17 protein-coding genes are annotated in these 18,996 nt (G+C 71.8%); 9 read left to right on the top strand and 8 right to left on the bottom strand.

All coding sequences use genetic code 11. From position 1 onward, the window contains the following. The first annotated feature begins 58 nt into the window (after positions 1–58). The 3 genes from OG230_RS10295 (at position 59) to OG230_RS10285 (ending at position 3,908) form a co-directional block, all read left to right on the top strand. The gene (locus OG230_RS10295) at positions 59–1,468 is read left to right on the top strand and encodes an HtaA domain-containing protein (protein WP_328909861.1); all 1,410 of its coding nucleotides are present in this window, start codon (positions 59–61) and stop codon (positions 1,466–1,468) included. Positions 1,469–1,541: 73 nt separating this feature from the next. After that, complete coding sequence (locus OG230_RS10290; protein ID WP_328909860.1) at positions 1,542–3,122, top strand: HtaA domain-containing protein; 1,581 nt, start codon at positions 1,542–1,544, stop codon at positions 3,120–3,122. A 111-nt stretch (positions 3,123–3,233) separates the two neighbouring features. Continuing rightward, complete coding sequence (locus OG230_RS10285) at positions 3,234–3,908, top strand: PhzF family phenazine biosynthesis protein (RefSeq protein ID WP_328909859.1); 675 nt, start codon at positions 3,234–3,236, stop codon at positions 3,906–3,908. A 38-nt stretch (positions 3,909–3,946) separates the two neighbouring features. On the opposite strand, the gene OG230_RS10280 is transcribed toward OG230_RS10285, so the two are convergent. Both OG230_RS10280 and map read right to left on the bottom strand, forming a co-directional pair. Then, positions 3,947–4,612: a biliverdin-producing heme oxygenase gene (locus OG230_RS10280; RefSeq protein ID WP_328909858.1), complete on the bottom strand. Its 666-nt coding sequence runs from the start codon at positions 4,610–4,612 to the stop codon at positions 3,947–3,949. 183 nt (positions 4,613–4,795) lie between these two features. Further along, positions 4,796–5,653 carry a type I methionyl aminopeptidase gene (map, locus tag OG230_RS10275; protein WP_328909857.1) on the bottom strand — a complete coding sequence of 286 codons (858 nt, stop codon included), beginning with the start codon at positions 5,651–5,653 and terminating at the stop codon, positions 4,796–4,798. A 58-nt stretch (positions 5,654–5,711) separates the two neighbouring features. Here map and OG230_RS10270 point away from each other — a divergent pair, with 58 nt between their 5' ends. Continuing rightward, a complete protein-coding gene (locus OG230_RS10270) occupies positions 5,712–5,945 on the top strand; it encodes a hypothetical protein (protein WP_328911358.1) in 234 nt (77 codons plus the stop codon). A gap of 37 nt (positions 5,946–5,982) precedes the next feature. Here OG230_RS10270 and OG230_RS10265 read toward each other — a convergent pair whose 3' ends face one another. Further along, positions 5,983–7,281 carry an MFS transporter gene (locus OG230_RS10265; RefSeq protein ID WP_328909856.1) on the bottom strand — a complete coding sequence of 433 codons (1,299 nt, stop codon included), beginning with the start codon at positions 7,279–7,281 and terminating at the stop codon, positions 5,983–5,985. A 43-nt stretch (positions 7,282–7,324) separates the two neighbouring features. Continuing rightward, positions 7,325–7,927, bottom strand: coding sequence for a hypothetical protein (locus OG230_RS10260; RefSeq protein WP_328909855.1), 603 nt, complete (start codon positions 7,925–7,927; stop codon positions 7,325–7,327). Between the two features lie 138 nt (positions 7,928–8,065). On the opposite strand from OG230_RS10260, the gene npdG reads away from it, so the two are divergent. Continuing rightward, a complete protein-coding gene (gene npdG / locus OG230_RS10255; protein ID WP_328909854.1) occupies positions 8,066–8,776 on the top strand; it encodes an NADPH-dependent F420 reductase in 711 nt (236 codons plus the stop codon). A gap of 110 nt (positions 8,777–8,886) precedes the next feature. After that, a complete protein-coding gene (locus tag OG230_RS10250; RefSeq protein ID WP_328909853.1) occupies positions 8,887–9,072 on the top strand; it encodes a hypothetical protein in 186 nt (61 codons plus the stop codon). Between the two features lie 39 nt (positions 9,073–9,111). Here the strand turns inward: OG230_RS10250 and OG230_RS10245 are convergent, their stop codons facing one another. Beyond that, on the bottom strand, positions 9,112–9,915 hold the full coding sequence (locus tag OG230_RS10245) for a site-2 protease family protein (protein WP_328909852.1): 804 nt from the start codon (positions 9,913–9,915) through the stop codon (positions 9,112–9,114). A gap of 223 nt (positions 9,916–10,138) precedes the next feature. Between OG230_RS10245 and OG230_RS10240 the strand changes: the two genes are divergently transcribed. Further along, a complete protein-coding gene (locus tag OG230_RS10240; RefSeq protein WP_328909851.1) occupies positions 10,139–13,489 on the top strand; it encodes a BTAD domain-containing putative transcriptional regulator in 3,351 nt (1,116 codons plus the stop codon). 23 nt (positions 13,490–13,512) lie between these two features. Here OG230_RS10240 and OG230_RS10235 read toward each other — a convergent pair whose 3' ends face one another. The 3 genes from OG230_RS10235 to panB all read right to left on the bottom strand — a co-directional run bounded on the left by OG230_RS10235 (position 13,513) and on the right by panB (position 16,374). Then, positions 13,513–14,361, bottom strand: a complete 849-nt coding sequence (locus OG230_RS10235) for an ABC transporter permease (RefSeq protein WP_328909850.1) — start codon at positions 14,359–14,361, stop codon at positions 13,513–13,515. Then, the gene (locus OG230_RS10230; protein ID WP_328909849.1) at positions 14,358–15,380 is read right to left on the bottom strand and encodes an ATP-binding cassette domain-containing protein; all 1,023 of its coding nucleotides are present in this window, start codon (positions 15,378–15,380) and stop codon (positions 14,358–14,360) included. Before OG230_RS10230 ends, OG230_RS10235 begins: the two co-directional genes overlap by 4 nt. 109 nt (positions 15,381–15,489) lie before the next feature. Beyond that, positions 15,490–16,374 carry a 3-methyl-2-oxobutanoate hydroxymethyltransferase gene (gene panB / locus OG230_RS10225; RefSeq protein WP_328909848.1) on the bottom strand — a complete coding sequence of 295 codons (885 nt, stop codon included), beginning with the start codon at positions 16,372–16,374 and terminating at the stop codon, positions 15,490–15,492. Between the two features lie 169 nt (positions 16,375–16,543). On the opposite strand from panB, the gene OG230_RS10220 reads away from it, so the two are divergent. Together OG230_RS10220 and OG230_RS10215 are read left to right on the top strand one after the other, a co-directional pair. Next, a complete protein-coding gene (locus OG230_RS10220; RefSeq protein WP_328909847.1) occupies positions 16,544–18,184 on the top strand; it encodes an MFS transporter in 1,641 nt (546 codons plus the stop codon). Between the two features lie 167 nt (positions 18,185–18,351). Continuing rightward, the gene (locus OG230_RS10215) at positions 18,352–18,996 is read left to right on the top strand and encodes a TetR/AcrR family transcriptional regulator (protein WP_328909846.1); all 645 of its coding nucleotides are present in this window, start codon (positions 18,352–18,354) and stop codon (positions 18,994–18,996) included.

Raw genomic sequence — 18,996 nt, 5'->3', positions numbered from 1 at the left:
CAGGCGTTGAGTAGCTTAGGTTAGCCTTGCCTTACTCGCTAGACCTCGGAGGGGTCCCATGCCGCCGTTCAGATCCGTCCGTGCGACGGCCGTTGCGCTGCTCGCCGTGATGGCGGTGGTGCTCCTCCCGGCCACCACCGCACAGGCCGCGAGCCGCGCGGTGCAGGGCGGCCGGCTGGACTGGGGCATCAAGTCCTCGTTCCAGAGCTACGTCACCGGCCCGATCGCCAACGGCAGTTGGAGCCTGACCGGCGGCGCCGCCACCGTCGGGGGAAGTCAGTTCCGCTTCCACTCCGCGACCGGTTCCTACGACCCGGCGACCGGGGCCTTCAGCTCCGCGTTCTCGGGCGGGGTGCACTTCGTCGGCCACAAGAAGGCCGACGGCGGCAACGAGCTCGACCTCACCATCAGCCACCCCACCGTCCGCATCAGCGGCGGTCGCGGCACCGTCCACGCCGACATGGTCAGCAAGGACCGGGAGAGCGGCCGGGTCACCTCGTCCGTCCAGGTGCCGCTCGCCACGCTCGGTCTCTCCGGCATCGACATGGCCGGCGGCTCCACCCCCGTCGCCCTCAACAACGTCCCGGCGACGCTGACTTCGCAGGGCGCCACGGCGTTCGCGGGCTACTACGCCGCCGGGACCCCGCTCGATCCGGTCAGCCTCTCCGTCGACACGACGGGCCCCGCCGCGAAGCCCCGGGCGTCCACGTCCCCGAAGCCGGACGCGCCGGCGAAGAAGAAGGACGCCGGGCGGACAGCAGGCCGCATCGAGGACGGCGCCGTCGACTGGGGCGTGCGCAGGACCTTCCGCGAGTACGTCACCGGAGCCGTCGGACAGGGCAGGTGGACCCTCGCCGACGGCGCCCAGGACGGCGGCGCGCTCTTCCGCTTCCCCCGGGGCAAGGGCACGTACGACGCGAAGAAGCAGAAGCTGGACGCGAGTTTCGCGGGCAGTGTCCACTTCACCGGCGCCCAGCGGCTCGACCTGGAACTCGCCGGGTTCGAGGTGGCGACCGTCTCGGGCAAGGGCACGCTCTCCGCCGACGTGACCAGCGGGGGCGACACCCGCAAGGACGTCCCCCTCATTACGTTCGCCGCCCGGGACTTCGCACCGGAGGACGGGCTCGCCGTCCTCACGGAGGCCCCCGCGACGCTCACGGCCGAAGGAGCCGAAGCCCTCGGTTCCCTCTACAAGGCCGGCACGGCGATGGACCCGGTGTCCCTGGCCGTCGCCGTCGACGCCGGGGCCCAACTCCCCGCGCTCCCCGACCTCGGCAGCGGCACGGCCCCGTCCGCGATGTCCTCCGCGACCGGTTCGGCGGCAGCCGCACCCGCCGCCGAACCGGTCGTCGCGGCCTCGGACTCCGGCCCCGGCACCGGTCTCGCGGTCGGCGGCGGACTCGTGGTCCTCGCCGCGGCCGGTGCGCTGTACGCGGTGCGCCGTCGCCGCGCGCGCCCCGCGCCGTAACGCCCCACCGCACGTCCCGACTTCCCGCCCCCCTCATCCCGTCCTTCCCACCTTTCCCAGGAGAACCACTGCCATGGCAGTCACCCGCCGTCCCATAGCGCTCGCCGCAGCCGTCGCCACCGCAGCCGCACTCGGCGCGGCCTTCGCCCTCCCGGCGATCGCCGCCGACAGCCCGGCAGCCGCCGACGGCGCCGCCGCCGCGCCGCCCACGATGGAGCTCAAGGACGGCACGCTGGACTGGGGCTTCAAGAAGAGCTTCCGCGACTACCTCGCCGCCTCGTACTCCGGCGGAAAGATCACGGTCGACGAGGGCGCCCGGCAGGCCGCGGACAACGGTGTGTTCACCTTTGTCAACGGCAAGGGCACGTACGACACGACCACGCACGGCACCGACACGTCCTTCGACGGTTCCGTCAACTTCTACGCCCACAAGGGCGTCCTCGACATCACCCTCTCGGACGTCAAGGTCTCCACCGTCGGGACCGGCGGCTCGATCTCCGTGGACGTGACGACCCCCGAAGGAACCAAGGACGACGTGGCGTTCGCGGCCCTCGACCTGTCGGCAGTGAGGCCGGGGCAGGGTGCGGGCGGCGCGATGGTCTTCAAGGACATCCCCGCCACGCTCACGAAGGCGGGCTCCGAGGCGTTCAACGGCCAGTACAAGGAGGGCGACGCCCTCGACCCGGCGACGCTCTCGGTGAAGGCCGTCACGCCCCCGACGACCCCGCCGACCAAGCCCCCGACGACTCCGCCCACCACTCCTCCCACCACCCCGCCGACCACTCCTCCGACCACCGCGCCGACCGAGAAGCCCACCACGCCGACCGAGAAGCCGACGTCCTCCCCCTCCCCCTCCGCCACCGACAAGCCCGCCGCGACCCGGGGCGCGGTCGTCGACGGCACCCTGGACTGGGGCGTCAAGGAATCCTTCCGTACGTACGTGACGGGCCCGATCGCGAACGGCAGCGTCGAGACGGGCGGGGGAGCCACCGCGTCGGGCAACGGCTACCGCTTCCCGGACGCCACCGGCACCTTCGACGCGGACACCCGCGAGCTGACCGCCGAGTTCGCCGGCACGGTCCGCTTCCTCGGCCACAAGGAGGGCGGCGTGTACTCCCTCGACCTCTCCCTCGCCAACCTGGAGGTCCAGGTGAACGGGACCGCGGGCGCGCTCGTCGCCGACGTCTCCACCAAGGACCGCGAAAGCGGCAGGACCACGACCTACACGGGCCTGAACGTCGCCGACCTGAAGGTGCCCGCCGGTGAACTCGCCGCCGAGGACGGTGTCGTGACCCTCTCCGCTGTCCCCGCGACCCTGTCCGCCGACGGCACCAAGGCGTTCGGCGGCATGTACAAGAAGGGTGAGACGCTCGATGCCCTGACCGTCGCCGTCGCACTCGACAAGGACGCCCAGCTGCCCGGCGGTTCGTCCACCGGCGGTTCCACGGCGGGCGGTTCCACGACCGGAGGTTCGGCCACCGGCGGTTCGACGACAGGCGGCACCGGCGGCACGGTCGGTGGCGCGGGCTCCCTGGCCTCCACCGGCTCCGACATCCCGGCCGGTGCGCTGTTCGCCGGCGCCGGCGTCGTCGTGGCCGCCGGAGCGGGCGTGATGATCGCGGCACGCCGCCGCCGTACCGTCCGAACCGGCTGAGCCACCTGAACCGTCAAGGACCCGTCAGGGGTTCGTCGGGGCCGCACCGGCCGTACGCGCCGGTGCGGCCCTGCGGCGTCGGGGGAATCCGTACGGTGCTTGAATGCGCACGTGAACGACTTCGACGTACCCGACGGCATCGACGTACTGCGCGTGTTCTGCGGCCCGGACGGCAGGCACGGCAACGCGCTCGGAGTCGTGCGCGAGGGGGCTGCGTACCCCGACGAGGCGTCCCGGCAGGCGCTGGCGCGCACGCTCGGCTTCAGCGAGACGGTGTTCGTCGACGATCCGGAGCGGGGGCGCGTCGACATCTACACCCCCGGGCTGCGGCTCCCGTTCGCCGGGCATCCGCTCGTCGGTGCGGCCTGGCTGCTCGATCTGGAGATTCTGGAGCTGCCGGTGGGCGACGTCTTCGCCCGCCAGGACGGCGAGTTCACCTGGATCACCGCCCGTCCCGAATGGGTGCCGCCGCGGGCACTGGAGCAGTACGCGTCGGCCGCCGAGGTCGAGGCCCTGACCGGGCCGCCGCCCGGCGAGGGCTGGCTCTACGTATGGGCCTGGGAGGACGAGGCGGCGGGCCGGGTCAGGGCCCGCGCGTTTCCCCGCAGGGACGACGGCATCGTCGAGGACGAGGCGACGGGGGCGGCGGCGCTGCTGCTCAGCGCCGGGCTCGGCCGTGCCCTCAACATCAGACAAGGACGCGGCTCCCAGATCCTCACCGCGCCCGCGCCGGACGGCACGGTGGAGGTGGGGGGCCGCGTCCTTCTGGTGGATCGTGGGCGGTAGCAGGGCTACGGGGCCGACCGCCCCGCCCTGCCGCCGCGTCACGCGCTGAGCGGGAAGACCTCGCCCAGCTCGCGGAAGACGGCGGTGTTGAGCGCGAACGCGCGCTTGCACTCGTCGATGATGCGCTGCTTCTCCAGATCGTCCGCGTTCACCGCGTCCAGCAGCTCCCGGTAACCCCGCTTGAACGCGGCGGGGTTGGCGATCTCCTCGAACACGTAGAACCGCACCCCATCGCCCTTGCGCGCGAAGCCCCAGGTCCTCTCCGCCTTGTCGCGGATGATCTGGCCGCCCGAGAGGTCCCCGAGGTAGCGCGTGTAGTGGTGCGCGATGTATCCGGCCGGCCAGGTACGGGCGCACTCGGCGACCCGCTCCGCGTACGCCGCGGTGGCCGGCAGCGGCTCCAGGCCCTCGCGCCAGCCGGGGCCGCGCAGATGGGCCAGGTCCCGCTCCAGCTCGGTGCTGCGCATCAGCTCGGGCTGTATGAACGGCCCGGCCACCGGGTCGTGCCGCAGGGTCTCCGCGCCCTCCTCCAGCGCCCGGTACACGAACCACAGCTGCTCGGTGTAGCGCGTGTACGCATCCACCCCCAAGCGCCCGCCGAGCAGGTCACCCATGAACGTGGAGGTCTCCGCCTCGGTGTGCTGCTCGTGCGACGCCGTGCGGATGAGCGTGGAGAAGGGGGTGGCGGTGCCGGGTGCGTCCAAGGCGGGCCTCCGAAGACCAAGGGGACGGGAAGTCCAGAAAGAGACGGACATATCGGAACCGCCGCAACCGAGGGCAGCAGCGCTTGCGATACGCCGATCTTCCTACTTAGGCTTACCTAAGTCAACTGGTTCCCGACTGGCTGTCGGTAAAAACGATACGCCCGGACGCGCCCGCGCGGACGGTTACGGAAGAGTAAGGATCTCCGCCCCCGTCTCGGTCACCACCAGGGTGTGCTCGAACTGCGCGGTGCGCTTGCGGTCCTTCGTCACGACGGTCCAGCCGTCGTCCCACATGTCGTGCTCATGGGTGCCGAGCGTCAGCATCGGCTCGATCGTGAACGTCATCCCGGGCTGCATCACCGTGGTGGCGTGCGGGCTGTCGTAGTGGGGAACGATCAGACCGGAGTGGAACGAGGAATTGATCCCGTGCCCGGTGAAGTCCCGCACCACCCCGTAACCGAAGCGCTTCGCGTACGACTCGATGACCCGGCCGATCACGTTGATCTGACGCCCCGGGCGGACCGCCTTGATCGCGCGGTTCAGCGACTCGCGGGTCCGCTCGACCAGCAGACGCGACTCCTCGTCGACGTCTCCGCAGAGGTACGTGGCGTTGTTGTCGCCGTGCACCCCGTTGATGTACGCGGTGACGTCGAGGTTCACGATGTCGCCGTCCCGCAGCACGGTGGAGTCCGGGATGCCGTGACAGATGACCTCGTTGAGCGAGGAGCAGAGCGACTTCGGGAAACCGCGGTAACCGAGGGTCGACGGGTACGCGCCGTGGTCGACCATGAAGTCGTGGGCGACGCGGTCGAGCTCGTCGGTGGTGACGCCCGGAGCGATGTGCTTCGCGGCCTCCTCCATCGCCTGGGCGGCGATACGGCCCGCGATGCGCATCCGTTCGACGGTGTCGGCGTCCTGGATCTCCGGGCCGGAGTACGGCGCCGGAGCCGGTTTGCCCACATACTCGGGGCGCCGGATGTTTCCGGGGACGGAACGAATGGGAGTGATCTCCCCTGGTACGAGCAGCGACTGGCCAGACATGCCAGCGAGTCTAACCAGCGGGCTCGGGGCAGCATGATCGTAAGGAAAGGAAGCGATGATGGCCCTGTTCAAGAAGCGCACCGTCGGCAAGCCGGGCGAGTGGTACTACTGCCTGGAGCACAAGAAGGTCGAGGAAGGCCCCGAGTGTCCGGCGAAGGACCGTTTCGGCCCCTACGCGACGCCGGAGGAGGCCCGCCACGCCATGGAGACCGCCCAGGAGCGGAACCTGGAGTGGGAGACCGACCCGAAGTGGCACGACAAGTCGACGCCTGAGAGCCCTTCCGGCGACTGACGGTCCACGCCCGCACGCCGCCCTCCGGCCCCGCTCCTCACACGCCGGAGGGGTTCGCGTGCTGCGCCCGCCTCCGGGCCGCGTCCTCGTCCGTCGCGGAGTCGTACGACAGGAGCTTCGGCAAGGTCGCCGCCAGCAGCGCGACCGAGGCCACGCACGCCACCCCGCCGGTCCAGATCGCCGACCGCGTCCCCGTCCAGCCCGCCATCGCGCCGGCCCGGACCTGCCCGAGCTGCGGGCCGACGCTGTACGACAGCACCTCGATGCCCGCGAGCCGGCCCCGCAGCTCCTCCGGAATGGTCTGGTTCCAGATCGTCGCCCGGCCCAGACCGCTCAGCATGTCGCCGGCGCCGGCCACCGCCAGGCACACCAGCACCAGCCACACGTTGCCGAACCAGCCCGCAGCGGCGATCGCCAGACCCCACACGGCCGCGCCGAACACCACGAACAGCCCGTGCCGCCGCACCCGTGAGGTCCAGCCACTGGTCAGCCCCAGCACCAGGGAGCCGACCGACCCCGCCGCGTACATCAGGCCGAGCGACCACTCCGCGTCCAGCTCGTCCGCCAGGAACGGGAAGATCGTGTTCGGGAAGGCGAAGAACATCGCCGCCAGGTCGATCGCGTACGTCCCCAGTAGCACGGGCCTGCTCCACGCGTACCGGGCCCCCTCCGCGATCCCGCGCAGCGACGGCTTCTGCGCGTCATGGGCGGGAGGCGCGGGGGCGAGCCGCAGGCAGAGCAGGACGGAGACGCCGAAGGTGACCACCGTGACCGCGTACGCCGTGGCGTGCCCGGCATAGGCCACCACCAGACCCGCCAGCGCCGGACCCGCGATCGCGCCGATCTGCCAGCGCAGGGAGTTCAGCGCCGCCGCGGCGGTCTGCTGGTCGTGGGGCACGATCCGGGCGATCAGCGAATCCAGGGCGGGCCGTTGGAGCCCCGCCAGCGCGGCGACCCCGGCGGCCACCAGATACAGCGGCCAGAGCGCCGGATCGGGCATCAGCGCGTTCACCAGCAGGATGACGGCGAGCAGCCCGAGCCCCGCCTCGGTGCCCAGGATGACCTTGCGGCGGTCCGCGGAGTCGGCCAGTGCCCCGCCGTAGAGCCCGAACACGATCAGGGGCACCAGCTCCACCGCGCCCATCGCGCCGACGGCCAGCGGTGATCCGGTGAGGTGTTTGATCTGCAGGGGCAGCGCGATCAGGGCCATGAAGCTGCCGAAGTACGTGATCAGCCCCTGGCTCCACAGGAGCCTGAAGTCGGGCGAGGAACGCCAGGGCGAAAGATCGGGAAGGAGCGCGGCAAGCCTGGTCGGCCAGGAGGGCGGGGACGTCACGAGGGGTCATCGTCCGTCGGCCCGGGTCTCCGGTGCAAATGGATTACCAGCGGGCGGGCGGCGGCGCGGTCAGCTGGTCGGCCAGCCGGGAGAGCCGGTCGCGGAACGAGCGGCGACCGCGCGGGGCGGGCCGGCCGTTCTCCCCGGCCGCCGCGCTCACCAGGTGCTGCACGGTATCGAGGTCCACGTCGTCCTCACCGGTGACCGAGAGCGCCTCGTGGGCCAGCCCCCGCACCTCCGGGTCGCCGCCGTCCAGGGCCAGCACGGTCGCCCCGGCCCGCCGCGCGTCGTGCACCCGCTCCAGGAACCCGCCGTCCGGCCGCTCAGGAGCCACCACGAGCAGCGTCTCGCCCCGCCGTGCCGCCTCGATCCGGCCCAGACCGACGGTCAGATGCACCGGGTCGCCGGCCTCCACCCGGTGCCGCACCAGAGTCGGGCGCAGCTCCGGCAGCCCGGACCAGGTGGACTCGTCGACCAGGTGCGCCGCCAGATGCCACGGCTCGTACACCTCGGTCCCCACGAGCAGCAGCCCGCCGCCGTGCGGAACCACGGACGACCTGAGCGTCCCGGCGAAGCGCCGCGTCGCCGCGATCCACTCGGTCCCGGCGAGCACTTCACGCAACAGCGCCACACGTACGGCATCCATGGTCCGGCATGATGCCGCAAGGCCCGCCGCGCCGCCCGGGGTTGACGGCGAACCATCCGAACGGGAGCTCCCGCGCCCCGACCGCTCCCGGCCGGTGCAGCCGCTGCCCCCGACCTACCTGGCAGTAGTGTCGGGGCCATGACTACCCACGACAGCGGCAGCGCGCCCAAGCCCCCCGCCAAGGACCCCTGGGACCTTCCCGACGTCTCCGGACTGACCGTCGGCGTGCTCGGCGGGACCGGCCCGCAGGGCCGCGGCCTCGCCTACCGTCTCGCCCGCGCCGGCCAGAAGGTGATCATCGGTTCCCGGGACGCCGGACGGGCCGGCACGGCCGCCGCCGAGCTCGGCCTCGGCGTCGAGGGCGCCGACAACGCGGACTGCGCACGGCGCAGCGACATCGTGATCGTCGCCGTGCCGTGGGACGGCCACGCCAAGACCCTGGAGTCCCTGCGCGAGGAACTCGCCGGGAAGCTCGTCGTCGACTGCGTCAACCCGCTCGGCTTCGACAAGAAGGGCGCGTACGCCCTCAAGCCCGAGGAGGGCAGCGCGGCCGAGCAGGCCGCCGCCCTGCTGCCGGACTCGCGGGTCACCGCGGCCTTCCACCACCTCTCGGCGGTGCTGCTCCAGGACACGACGATCGACGAGATCGACACCGATGTGATGGTGCTGGGCGAGGTCCGCGCCGACACCGACCTCGTGCAGGCGCTCGCGGGCCGTATCCCCGGCATGCGCGGCATCTTCGCCGGGCGGCTGCGCAACGCGCACCAGGTCGAGTCGCTGGTCGCCAACCTGATCTCGGTCAACCGCCGCTACAAGGCCCACGCGGGACTGCGCGCCACCGACGTGTGACCGGGCGGCGGGGCCGGTCGCGCCAGGCGGCCCCGGACCGGACACCGAGCGGAATGGGGCATGAGGGACACTGGACGGGATCGCGCACCATCCCCGGACAGGAGCCCCCCATGCCCCGCCTCGCCCTCTACGCCCTCGCCGTCTGCGTCCTCGCCGTCGGCGCAGCCGTGGTCTCCTTCGTCCAGGGCAGCTGGCTCGGGATCATCTGGGTGCTGCTGGTCGGCCTCTCCTCGAACATGGCGTGGTTCTACCTGCGCAAGCACCGTGCGACGGCCGCGGCCGGAGATGCCCGCTAGGACACGACCAGGGCCTGATCCAACGACGGGCCCTGTCGTTCACACCCCGCAGACCGGATTCTGCTCGTCCCAGAACGCCTGCCAGAAGCGGTACTGGTCCTGTCCGCAGTACGTCTCGATCTCGCTGACCCCGAGCCCGCGCAGGAACGCGTCGATGGCGTCGAAGAAGGCGATGTTCACTTCGGGAATCCACAGGATGCCGAAGACCGCGATCAGCCCGAACGGGGCGAACGGCTCCACCTGGCGGCGGACGGAGTGCGAGAGCCAGGGCTCGATCACCCCGTAGCCGTCCAGTCCCGGGATCGGCAGGAAGTTCAGGATCGCGGCCGTGACCTGGAGCAGCGCCAGGAACGCCAGCGCGTAACGGAAGGCGAGCGGCACCCCGTCGAGTGCGTGCAGCCAGAACGGCGCCGTGCAGACGATCGCGAACAGCACGTTGGTCAGCGGCCCGGCCGCGGAGATCAGACTGTGCCGCCAGCGGCCCTTGATCCGGCCCCGCTCGATGAAGACCGCGCCACCCGGCAGCCCGATCCCACCCATGATCACGAAGAGCACGGGCAGCACGATGCTCAGCAGGGCATGGGTGTACTTCAGGGGGTTGAGGGTGAGATAGCCCTTCGCCCCGATGGAGATGTCCCCGCTGTGCAGCGCGGTACGGGCATGGGCGTACTCGTGCAGACAGAGCGAGACGATCCAGGCCGCGGTGACGAACAGGAAGATCGCGAAGCCGGTCTGCCCGGCGAAGTCCGTCCACACCGCCCAGCCCGAGACCGCCGTGACGGCGACGATCGCGAGGAAGATCGGGCTGACCCTCCGGTCGCTGCGAGTGGCTGCGGTGGTCATCGGCGGAACTCCTGGTGGCTGGACGGCATGCGGCGAGCCCCGACAGTACGGGCGATACGGCGAGAACGTCCCGTGCCGGGAGGTTGGTTCCTCAACGGCTCCCGCCATCGGATGGCCGTCCGGCTCCTTTCTCGACAGGTCGCACCGCCCTCCGGAACGACGCGCTGACGCGCCCGTCACGGGCGCCGTGCAATGACCGGTCACCGTCACGGACAATGGGCGGGTGCGATACAGCATCCTCGGAACCACCCGGGCTCTCCGCCCCGACGGCTCGGCCGTCGCCCTCGGCGGGGCGCGGCTGCGTGCCCTGCTGACCGTCCTCGCGCTCCGTCCGGGCCGTACGGTCGGGGCCGCGGCGCTCGTCGACGAGGTGTGGGACGGCGATCCGCCCGCGGATGCGGTGGGCGCCCTCCAGGCACTCGTGAGCAGGCTCCGGAGGGTGCTCGGACGGGCGGCGGTCGAGTCCGTGGAAGGCGGCTACCGGCTCTCCGCCGAGGCGGACGACGTGGACCTGCACCGCTTCGAGCGCCTGGTGGGGGAGGGGACCCGGGCGCTGGCGGAGGGAGACGCGGGAAAGGCCGTCGAGGTGCTCGACGAGGCCCTCGCCCTGTGGCGCAGGCCCGTGCTCGCCGACCTGCCGGACCGTGCCGTCGCCGCTGCCGGACTGGAGGCGCGGCGGCTGGCCGCCCGCCGCACCCGGCTCACCGCGGTCCTCGTCCTCGGCCACCCCGAAGAAGCCCTGCCGGAACTGGCCGCGCTCGCCGAGGCCCACCCGATCGACGAACCCCTCCAGGCCCTGCGCATCCGGGCCCTGCGCGACGCGGGGCGTACGGCACAGGCGCTGGCGGCGTACGAGGAGGTCCGCACCGTGCTCGCGGACCGTCTGGGGACCGCACCCGGCGCCGAACTCCGCGATCTGCACACGGCATTGCTCCATCCGGACGGGCCGGCGCCCGCCCCGCCCTCCGGCCCCGCCCTGCCCGCCGCCCCGGCCCCCGCCGCACCGCGCCGGGGAAACCTGCGGGCCAGACTCACCAGCTTCGTCGGGCGGGAAGGGGACATCGCCGCCCTGCGCGAGGACCTCGCCGGGGCGCGGCTCGTCACCCTCCTCGGTCCCGGCGGGGCGGGCAAGACCCGGCTGTCCCAGGAGGTCGCCGAGACACTCGCCGAGGAGTGGCCCGACGGTGTCTGGCTGGCGGAGCTCGCCCCCGTCGACGATCCGGACAGGGTGGCCGAGGCCGTGCTCGGCGCGCTCGGTGCCCGGGAGACCGTGCTGAGGGGTGCGGGCGCCGAGGAGATCCGGGCCGCCGAACGGAACGCCGACGACCCGCTCGTACGGCTCACCGAGCACTGCTCGCGGCGCAGGATGCTGCTGCTCCTGGACAACTGCGAGCATGTGGTCGAGGCCGCCGCCTCGCTCGCCGACCACCTCCTCGCACGCTGTCCCGGACTCACCGTCATGGCGACGAGCCGTGAACCTCTCGGCGTGCCCGGGGAGTTCGTCCGTCCGGTCGGTCCGCTGCCCGATCCGATGGCGCTGCGGCTGCTCGCCGACCGGGGCGCCGCGGCGAGCCCCGGGTTCCGTATCGACGCGGACGCCGGGACCGCCGCAGCCGTCGCGGAGATCTGCCGCCGGCTCGACGGAATGCCGCTCGCCATCGAACTCGCCGCGGCCCGGCTGCGGATGCTCGGTCCGCGCCAGATCGCCGACCGGCTCGACGACCGCTTCCGGCTGCTCACCAACGGCAGCCGTACCGTGCTGCCGCGTCAGCAGACGCTGCGTGCCGTCGTCGACTGGTCGTGGGATCTGCTGGACACGGCCGAGCGCGCGGTGCTGCGCCGGCTGTCCGTGTTCGCGGGCGGCTGTGGGCTCGACGCGGCGGAAGAGGTGTGTTCGGCCCCCGCGGACGACCTGCCGGACGGCGCCGACGCGGTCGACGCCCGTGATGTCGCCGCGCTGCTGGGTCTCCTTGTCGACAAGTCCCTCGTCGTCGCGGCCCCCGACGGCGCGGGCGAGATGCGCTACCGGCTCCTGGAGACCGTCGGCGAGTACGCCTCGGAGCGGCTGGACGAGGCGGGGGAGCGGGCTGTCGCCGAGCGCCGGCACCTCGTGCACTTCCGGGAGCTGGCCCGGACCACCGGGCCGGAGCTCCAGGGCGCCGGTCAGCGGGCGGCGATCGACCGCTTCCAGCGCGAGTACGAGAATCTGCGCACCGCGCTCCGCCACGCCGCCGCGGCCCGGGACGAGCAGGAAGTGCTCTGCCTGGTCCTCTCCCTGTCCTGGTACTGGATGATGCGCGATCTGCGCACCGACGCCCGCCGTTGGGCCGAGGCGGCTGCCGCCCTGGGCCCGGACCCGTTCGCCCCGCCCGGCACCCCGGCGCCCTCCCTCATGGAGCAGTGCACCGACCGGCCGCCGCCCTGGGTGCCCGAGCAACTGGAGGAGGCGCGGCGCGGGGTACGGCTGATCCAGCTGGCCAGCATGGACCACCACACGGATTCCTGGATGACCGAGGACAGCCGGGAGCGGCTGCGGGTGATCGCCCGGACGTACCAGGTGGGCCAGCCCCAGACCTGCCGTAAACCCGGTTCCCTCTGGCTGTTCGCGATCCTGCTCACCGGCGAGGTCGCCCAGCTGCGCGAACTGATGGACGAAACGGTCCGGGCCTGCCGGGAGTTCGGATACGAGTGGGAGCTGGGGTCCGCCCTCCAGATGCGGGCCAACGTCCTGGCCAACCGCCCCGACTGGGCGGGCGAGGCCCGGGTCGACGCCGACGAGAGCCTGGAGATCTTCGTGCGGCTCGGCGACGCCTGGGGTGCCGCGGAATCGCTCGCCTCCCGCGGCGAGGCCAACGAACGGGCCGGGGCGTACGCCCTCGCCGCAGAGGACTACCTCGCCGCCATCGGCTACGCCGAGCACCTGGGCGCCCAGTCGCAGGTCGCACACCTGCGCTCCCGGTACGCGGGAGTCCTCACCGAGACCGGCGGTGAGGAGGAGGCGGAAGCCATCCTGCGTGACGTCCTCGCCGACGGACGGCATTCCGGGCACGAGGCGGTGCCCGCGGCCCGGCTGCATCTGGGTCTGCTGCTGGGGCGTACCGGCCGCATCGCCGAGGCCCGGGTGGAATTCGGCCTGTTGCGCGAGGAGTTCAGCTCGGAGACGGTCGCGATCTTCGACGGGTTCGTGGTCGGGTCGCTCGCCTGGCTGGACAACCTCGAAGGCGAGTACGCCACGGCGCTGGGCCGTGCCCTGCGGGCCCTGGAACGTTCTCAGGACCGGCTGTCGCTGATGGTGGCGCCCCAGATGACGTCCATCCACCTGGTCACGGCCGCCTGGGCGATCGCAGGGCTGGGCGGCGAGCGGCGCGGCAGGGACGCGGCGCGGCTGCTGGGCCTCCAGGCGGCGCTCCTGCCGAAGGGCTACCTCCCGACGGCGATGGAACGGCAGAACCTGGCCCGGGCGGAGGAGATCGCCCGTGCGGCGACCGGGGACGCGGCCTTCGCGGCAGCGCGCGCGGAGGGCGGTGACCTCACCCTGGAGGAGGCCACCGCCCTCGCGGACGCGTACCGATAGGAACCGCGGGCGCGCGGCGGCGGTCAGGTCTTCTTGCGGAACTTGCTGACGGCGAGCGGCGCCGTCACCACGGTGATGCCGACGGCCCAGGCGAGCGTGATCCACACCGAGTGGGCGACGGGCCCGCCCATCATCAGTCCGCGCACGGCGTCCGCCAGGTTGGACAGCGGGTTGTAGTCGGTGAATGTCTGGAGCCAGCCGGGCATCGTCTGCGGCGGGGCGAAGATGGACGAGCCGAACTGCAGGGGCATCAGCACCAGGAACCCCGTTCCCTGGACGGCCTGCGCGGTCTTCATGGCCAGGCCGAGCAGGATGAAGATCCACATGATGGCGGCGGAGAAGACCGCCGAGAGCGCGACCGCCGCGAGGAGGCCGGGCACCGAGGTCCCGAGCTGCATGCCGAGCGCGAAGCCCATGCACAGCAGGATGAGGGTGGCGACCATCATCCGGCCCAGCTCGACCACGATCTTCGCGATGAGCACCGAGGAGCGGGCGATCGGCATCGTACGGAACCGGTCCATGACGCCCTTGCGGAAGTCGTCGTTGACTCCCGTGCCGACCGCCGAGGCGATGTTCATCCCCATCATGGCCATCAGGCCGGGGACCAGGTAGTTGAGGTACTCCTGCCGGCCGCCGCCCATGCTCCCGCCGACGGACCCGCCGAAGACGTACACGAAGAGCAGCGTGAAGACGATCGGCATCAGGAGCACATCGAACATCGACTCCGGATCCTTCTTGATCTGGAGCAGATTGCGCCGTGCCAGGGCGCTGATGTGCCGCAGATTGCCGCGCAGCCCGATCCGCCCCTCGTCGGAGACGGTCTTCACCGGCGTGGTTCCGGTGGGGGTGGGCGTCAGAGTCGCCGTGCTCATGCCGCGACCTCCTCGGGAATCGTGTCGGTCGTGTGCGAGCTCTTCTCACCGGTGATGGCGAGGAACACCTCGTCCAGGCTGGGCAGTGCGGTGGCGACATGGGCGAGCGAGAAGCCCCGGGTGCCGAGCAGTCCGATGACCGCCGTCAGCTGTGAGTCGCTCAGGATCGGTACGTACAGCAGGCCCTCGTCGGGGACGGCCTGCGCGCCCGCGATCCCGTCGAGACCGGCCTCCCGGACGGCCTGCGCCATCGCGGCGAGGTCCGCCGGGTCCGAGGGGCGGATCTGCAGGGTCCGGCCGCCGACCTTGGCCTTGAGCTCGTCGACTCCGCCGCGGGCGATGATCTTTCCCTTGTCGATGACGGTGAGCTCGTTGGCGAGCTGCTCGGCCTCTTCCATGTACTGGGTGGTGAGCAGGACGGTCGCCCCCTCGGCGACCATGCGCTGCACCTCGTCCCAGACCTCGTTACGGGTGCGGGGGTCGAGCCCGGTCGTCGGCTCGTCCAGATAGAGGACGGACGGGCTGCCGATCATGGAGGCGGCCAGGTCCAGCCTGCGCCGCATACCGCCGGAGTAGTCCATCGCGGGGCGCTTGGCCGCCTCGGTGAGCGAGAACCGCTCCAGCAGCTCGTCGGCGCGGGCGCGGGCGGTCTTGCGCGGCAGATCGAGCAGCCGCCCGATCATGTAGAGGTTCTCCCAGCCGGAGAGCTTCTCGTCGACCGAGGCGTACTGGCCGGTCAGACCGATGGTGCGGCGGAGCTGCCGCGGCTGCTTCACCACGTCGTAGCCGGCGACGACGGCGTGTCCGGCGTCCGGGATGATCAGGGTGGAGAGGCAGCGTACGAGGGTGGTCTTGCCCGCGCCGTTGGGGCCGAGCACACCGAGGACGGTGCCCTCGCGCACGTCGAGGTCGACTCCGTCGAGTGCTTTGGTCTCTCCGTAGTGCTTGACCAGGCCCCTCACTTCGACGGCGTTCCCGCCGCGCCTGGGGTTCTTGTCGTTTCGCGTCATGGGGACCATGGGACCATCCGCCGCTGACAGCGCACCGATATTTTCCCGACAGCGGGCCGACAGCCCGCCGGAGGGGGAAGCCGGCGGGCTGTCGGTGGTGCGGGATGTGGTCCGTGGGTCAGTGGAACGTGTGCTCCGGCTGCGGGAACGTCCCGCCGACGACCTCGTCCGCGAACTCCTTCGCGGCGTCGCCGAGCACCTTGCGCATGTTGGCGTACTGCTTGGTGAAGCGCGGCACCTTGCCGCCGGTCAGGCCGACCATGTCGGTGTAGACGAGGACCTGGGCGTCCGTGCCCGCCCCGGCGCCGATGCCGACGGTCGGGATGTGCAGGGTGCGGGTGACCTCGGCGGCCAGCTCGGCCGGTACGAGTTCCAGGACGACGGCGAACGCCCCGGCGTCCTGCACGGCCTTGGCGTCGCGCAGCAGCTGCTGGGCGGCCTCCTCGCCGCGGCCCTGCACCCGGTAGCCCATCGCGTTGACGGACTGCGGGGTCAGGCCGATGTGGCCCATGACCGGGATGCCGGACTCGACCAGCAGACGGATCTGCTCGTGGGAGCGTTCGCCGCCTTCCAGCTTGACCGCGCCGACGCCGGCCTCCTTGACGAGCCGGGTGGCGTTGCGCAGTGCCTGGACGGGCCCTTCCTGGTACGAGCCGAAGGGCAGGTCGCCGACGACGAGGGCACGCTTGGTGCCCCGGACGACGGCGGCGGAGAGGATGGCGATCTCGTCCATCGTGACGGGCACGGTGGTCTCGTAGCCGAGGTGACAGTTGCCCATGGAGTCGCCGACGAGCATGACCGGGATGCCGGCCTCGTCGAAGACGGACGCGGTCATCGCGTCGTACGCGGTGAGCATGGGCCACTTCTCGCCGCGCACGGTGGCGGCGGCGATGTCGTGGACGGTGATGCGGCGGGTGGAGGTGCCTCCGTACAGCGCCTTGCTGTTCTCGGCGGGTCCCGCGGGGGGAGTGGCGGACTGGTTGTGCGCAGCCTGAAGCGACATTGCCAACGGCTCCTTCGTCATCTCGAGGCGCCCTGACGGCGTCCCCGGATCGCTTCCATGGTGGCATCCCGTCGCGGTCCGCGTGAAGTGGCCCCACGGGGGACCTTCCCTGGCAAAGGTTTTCCAATACGAGACGGTCTCGTATCGAAAAGGCGTTAGGCTCCTCGGCATGTCCATACCCTCCGGCGTTCCCGCCGCCGTGCCCCGCGTCCCGGAGGCGATCCACCGCCGCCGATGGGCGATCCTCGCCGTCCTCATGTTCAGCCTGCTCATCGTGGTGCTGGACAACTCGATCCTGAACGTCGCGGTCAAGACGATCGCCAGCCCCGCGCCCACCGGCATCGGCGCCACCCAGAGCGAGCTCGAATGGGCGATCAACTCCTACACGCTCGTCTTCGCCGGACTCCTCTTCACCGCGGGACTCCTCGGTGACCGCGTCGGCCGCAAGAAGGTGCTCCTCTTCGGCATCGTCGTCTTCGGCATCGGCTCGGCCCTCGCCGCACTCTCCTCCTCGCCCGGCGAGCTCATCACCTGGCGCGCGCTGATGGGCTTCGGCGCGGCCTTCGTGATGCCCGCCACGCTCGCCGTCCTGATGAACGTCTTCGAGCGCGACGAGCAGCCCAAGGCCATCGGCATCTGGGCGGGCAGCGTCGGACTCGGCATCGCCATCGGCCCGATCACAGGCGGCCTGCTCCTGGAGCACTTCTGGTGGGGCTCGATCTTCCTGGTCAACGTCCCCGTCGTGGTCGTCGCGCTGGTCGCGATGGTGCTCCTCGTCCCGGACTCGCGGGACCCGAAGCCCGGCAAGGTCGACCCGGCCGGCGTCGCTCTCTCGATCGTCGGCCTCGTCCTGCTCGTGTACGGGATCATCCGCGGCGGCGAACTGGCCGACTTCACCGACGTCACCGTGCTCGCCCCGCTGCTCGGCGGCCTGCTGGTGCTCGCCGGCTTCGTCTGGCACGAGAAGCGCAGCAGCCACCCGGCCATCGACATCTCCTACTTCAGGAAGCCGGCCTTCTCCGCCGCCGTCGCCGCGATCGCCCTGGTCTTCTTCGCCCTGATGGGGGTGACCTTCTTCTCGGCCTTCTACCTGCAGAGCGTCCGCGGCTACAGCGCCCTCCAGTCGGGGCTGCTGATCCTGCCGCTCGCCGTCGCCCAGATGGTCTTCGCGCCGCGGGCGCGCCTCGTCGTCGACCGGTTCGGCGCCAAGGCCGTGTGCACCGTCGGCATGCTCCTGGTGGCGGCCGGCCTCGCGGCGTTCGCGCTGTTCGGCGCGGGTACGCCGGTCTGGGTGATGTGCCTGGTCTTCTTCGTCCAGGGCACGGGGATGGCGCACATCATGCCGCCGGTCACCGTCGCCGTGATGCAGGCGCTGCCCATCGAACGGGCCGGCTCCGGCTCGGCCGTCAACAACACCTTCCGGCAGGTGGGCGGGGCGCTCGGCATCGCCGTGCTCGGCTCGGTGCTCTCCACGGTCTACCGGGGGGACATCGAGGGCCACCTCGGCAGCGTTCCGGCCGGGGCCAGGGAGGTCGCGGGGGAGTCCATCGAGGCGACCCTCGGTGTCGCCGCGAAGCTCGGCCCGGCCGGCAAGCCGCTGGTGGCGGCGGCGAACGACGCCTTCATCGGGGCGATGCACGTGACCGCGCTGGGTTCGGCGGCCGTCGCCCTGGTCGGCGCCGTGGTCGTCGCCCTGTTCCTGCCGGGGAAGCAGCCGGTACGGGAGGAAGTCCGGGCCCGACCGGCGGCCGGCGACGGAGCGGTGACGGAAGCCGGGCGCCCGGCGTCGTCGAGCGTGTCCGGCGACTGACCCCCAAGCGGCCGACTCCGAAGCAGGTGTCCGAAAGCGATGCTCCGGACGCGTCCGGTCCCCGGCGCGTCCCCGCGCCCGGACCCGGCGGTCGCCCCACCCGGCGCGAGTCGGCGAGAATCGGGGCGAGCGTCGAACGGCGAACGGTGCGGCGAGAGGTGAACCACGTGCAGGCACAGGACCCGGCACCGGACCAGGCCGACGGCCTGGACCCCGAACCCCGCCGAGGCCGCCCCCGCTCCGCCGCGGCGGAGCGGGCGATCCTGGACGCCGTCGTGGAACTCCTGGAGGCTGGCGAACCCCTCGCCGGTCTGTCCATCGAGCGCATCGCCCGCACCGCGGGAGTGGGCAAGGCCACCATCTACCGGCGCTGGAGCGGCAAGGAGGAGCTCTTCGTCGACGTCCTGCGCGACATCGAGCCCGCCGAGCCCGCCGTCTCCGGCACCGCCGGACTCGACGACCTGCGGCTCCTGCTGGAGTCGATGCGTACGCGTGGCCTCGCCCAGCGGTCCTCCGTCATCCTCCACAACGTCTTCGCGCAGATGAAGAGCCACCCCAAGCTGTGGGCCGAGTACCAGGGCACGGTGATCGCACCGCGCCGGGCGGCCATGCTCGCGGCCGTGCGGCGCGCCGTCGACGCCGGTGAGCTGCGCGACGACCTCGACGTGGAGCTCATGGACGACCTCTTCCTCGGCCCCATGCTCGTCCGCACCGTCCACCGGCCCGAGGCGCCGCTGCCCGAGGACCTCGCCGACCGCATCATCAGGACCCTCCTCCAGGGCCTGGCCCCCGTAACCGCAGGTCACAGCTGA

Origin of the sequence: Streptomyces sp. NBC_00234 (genome assembly GCF_036195325.1) — a bacterium.
GTDB lineage: Bacteria > Actinomycetota > Actinomycetes > Streptomycetales > Streptomycetaceae > Streptomyces.
The sequence above is the reverse complement of the archived record's forward strand: the minus strand, read 5'-3'. Positions and strand labels throughout refer to the sequence as shown.

Bases quoted from the DNA above. Each gene is read 5' to 3' on its own strand.
- OG230_RS10295 (WP_328909861.1), top strand. From the start codon at position 59: ATGCCGCCGTTCAGATCCGTCCGTGCGACGGCCGTTGCGCTGCTCGCC.
- OG230_RS10290 (WP_328909860.1), top strand. From the start codon at position 1,542: ATGGCAGTCACCCGCCGTCCCATAGCGCTCGCCGCAGCCGTCGCCACC.
- map (WP_328909857.1), bottom strand. From the start codon at position 5,653: ATGTCTGGCCAGTCGCTGCTCGTACCAGGGGAGATCACTCCCATTCGT.
- OG230_RS10270 (WP_328911358.1), top strand. From the start codon at position 5,712: ATGGCCCTGTTCAAGAAGCGCACCGTCGGCAAGCCGGGCGAGTGGTAC.
- OG230_RS10260 (WP_328909855.1), bottom strand. From the start codon at position 7,927: ATGGATGCCGTACGTGTGGCGCTGTTGCGTGAAGTGCTCGCCGGGACC.
- npdG (WP_328909854.1), top strand. From the start codon at position 8,066: ATGACTACCCACGACAGCGGCAGCGCGCCCAAGCCCCCCGCCAAGGAC.
- OG230_RS10250 (WP_328909853.1), top strand. From the start codon at position 8,887: ATGCCCCGCCTCGCCCTCTACGCCCTCGCCGTCTGCGTCCTCGCCGTC.
- OG230_RS10245 (WP_328909852.1), bottom strand. From the start codon at position 9,915: ATGACCACCGCAGCCACTCGCAGCGACCGGAGGGTCAGCCCGATCTTC.
- OG230_RS10235 (WP_328909850.1), bottom strand. From the start codon at position 14,361: ATGAGCACGGCGACTCTGACGCCCACCCCCACCGGAACCACGCCGGTG.
- OG230_RS10230 (WP_328909849.1), bottom strand. From the start codon at position 15,380: ATGGTCCCCATGACGCGAAACGACAAGAACCCCAGGCGCGGCGGGAAC.
- panB (WP_328909848.1), bottom strand. From the start codon at position 16,374: ATGTCGCTTCAGGCTGCGCACAACCAGTCCGCCACTCCCCCCGCGGGA.
- OG230_RS10220 (WP_328909847.1), top strand. From the start codon at position 16,544: ATGTCCATACCCTCCGGCGTTCCCGCCGCCGTGCCCCGCGTCCCGGAG.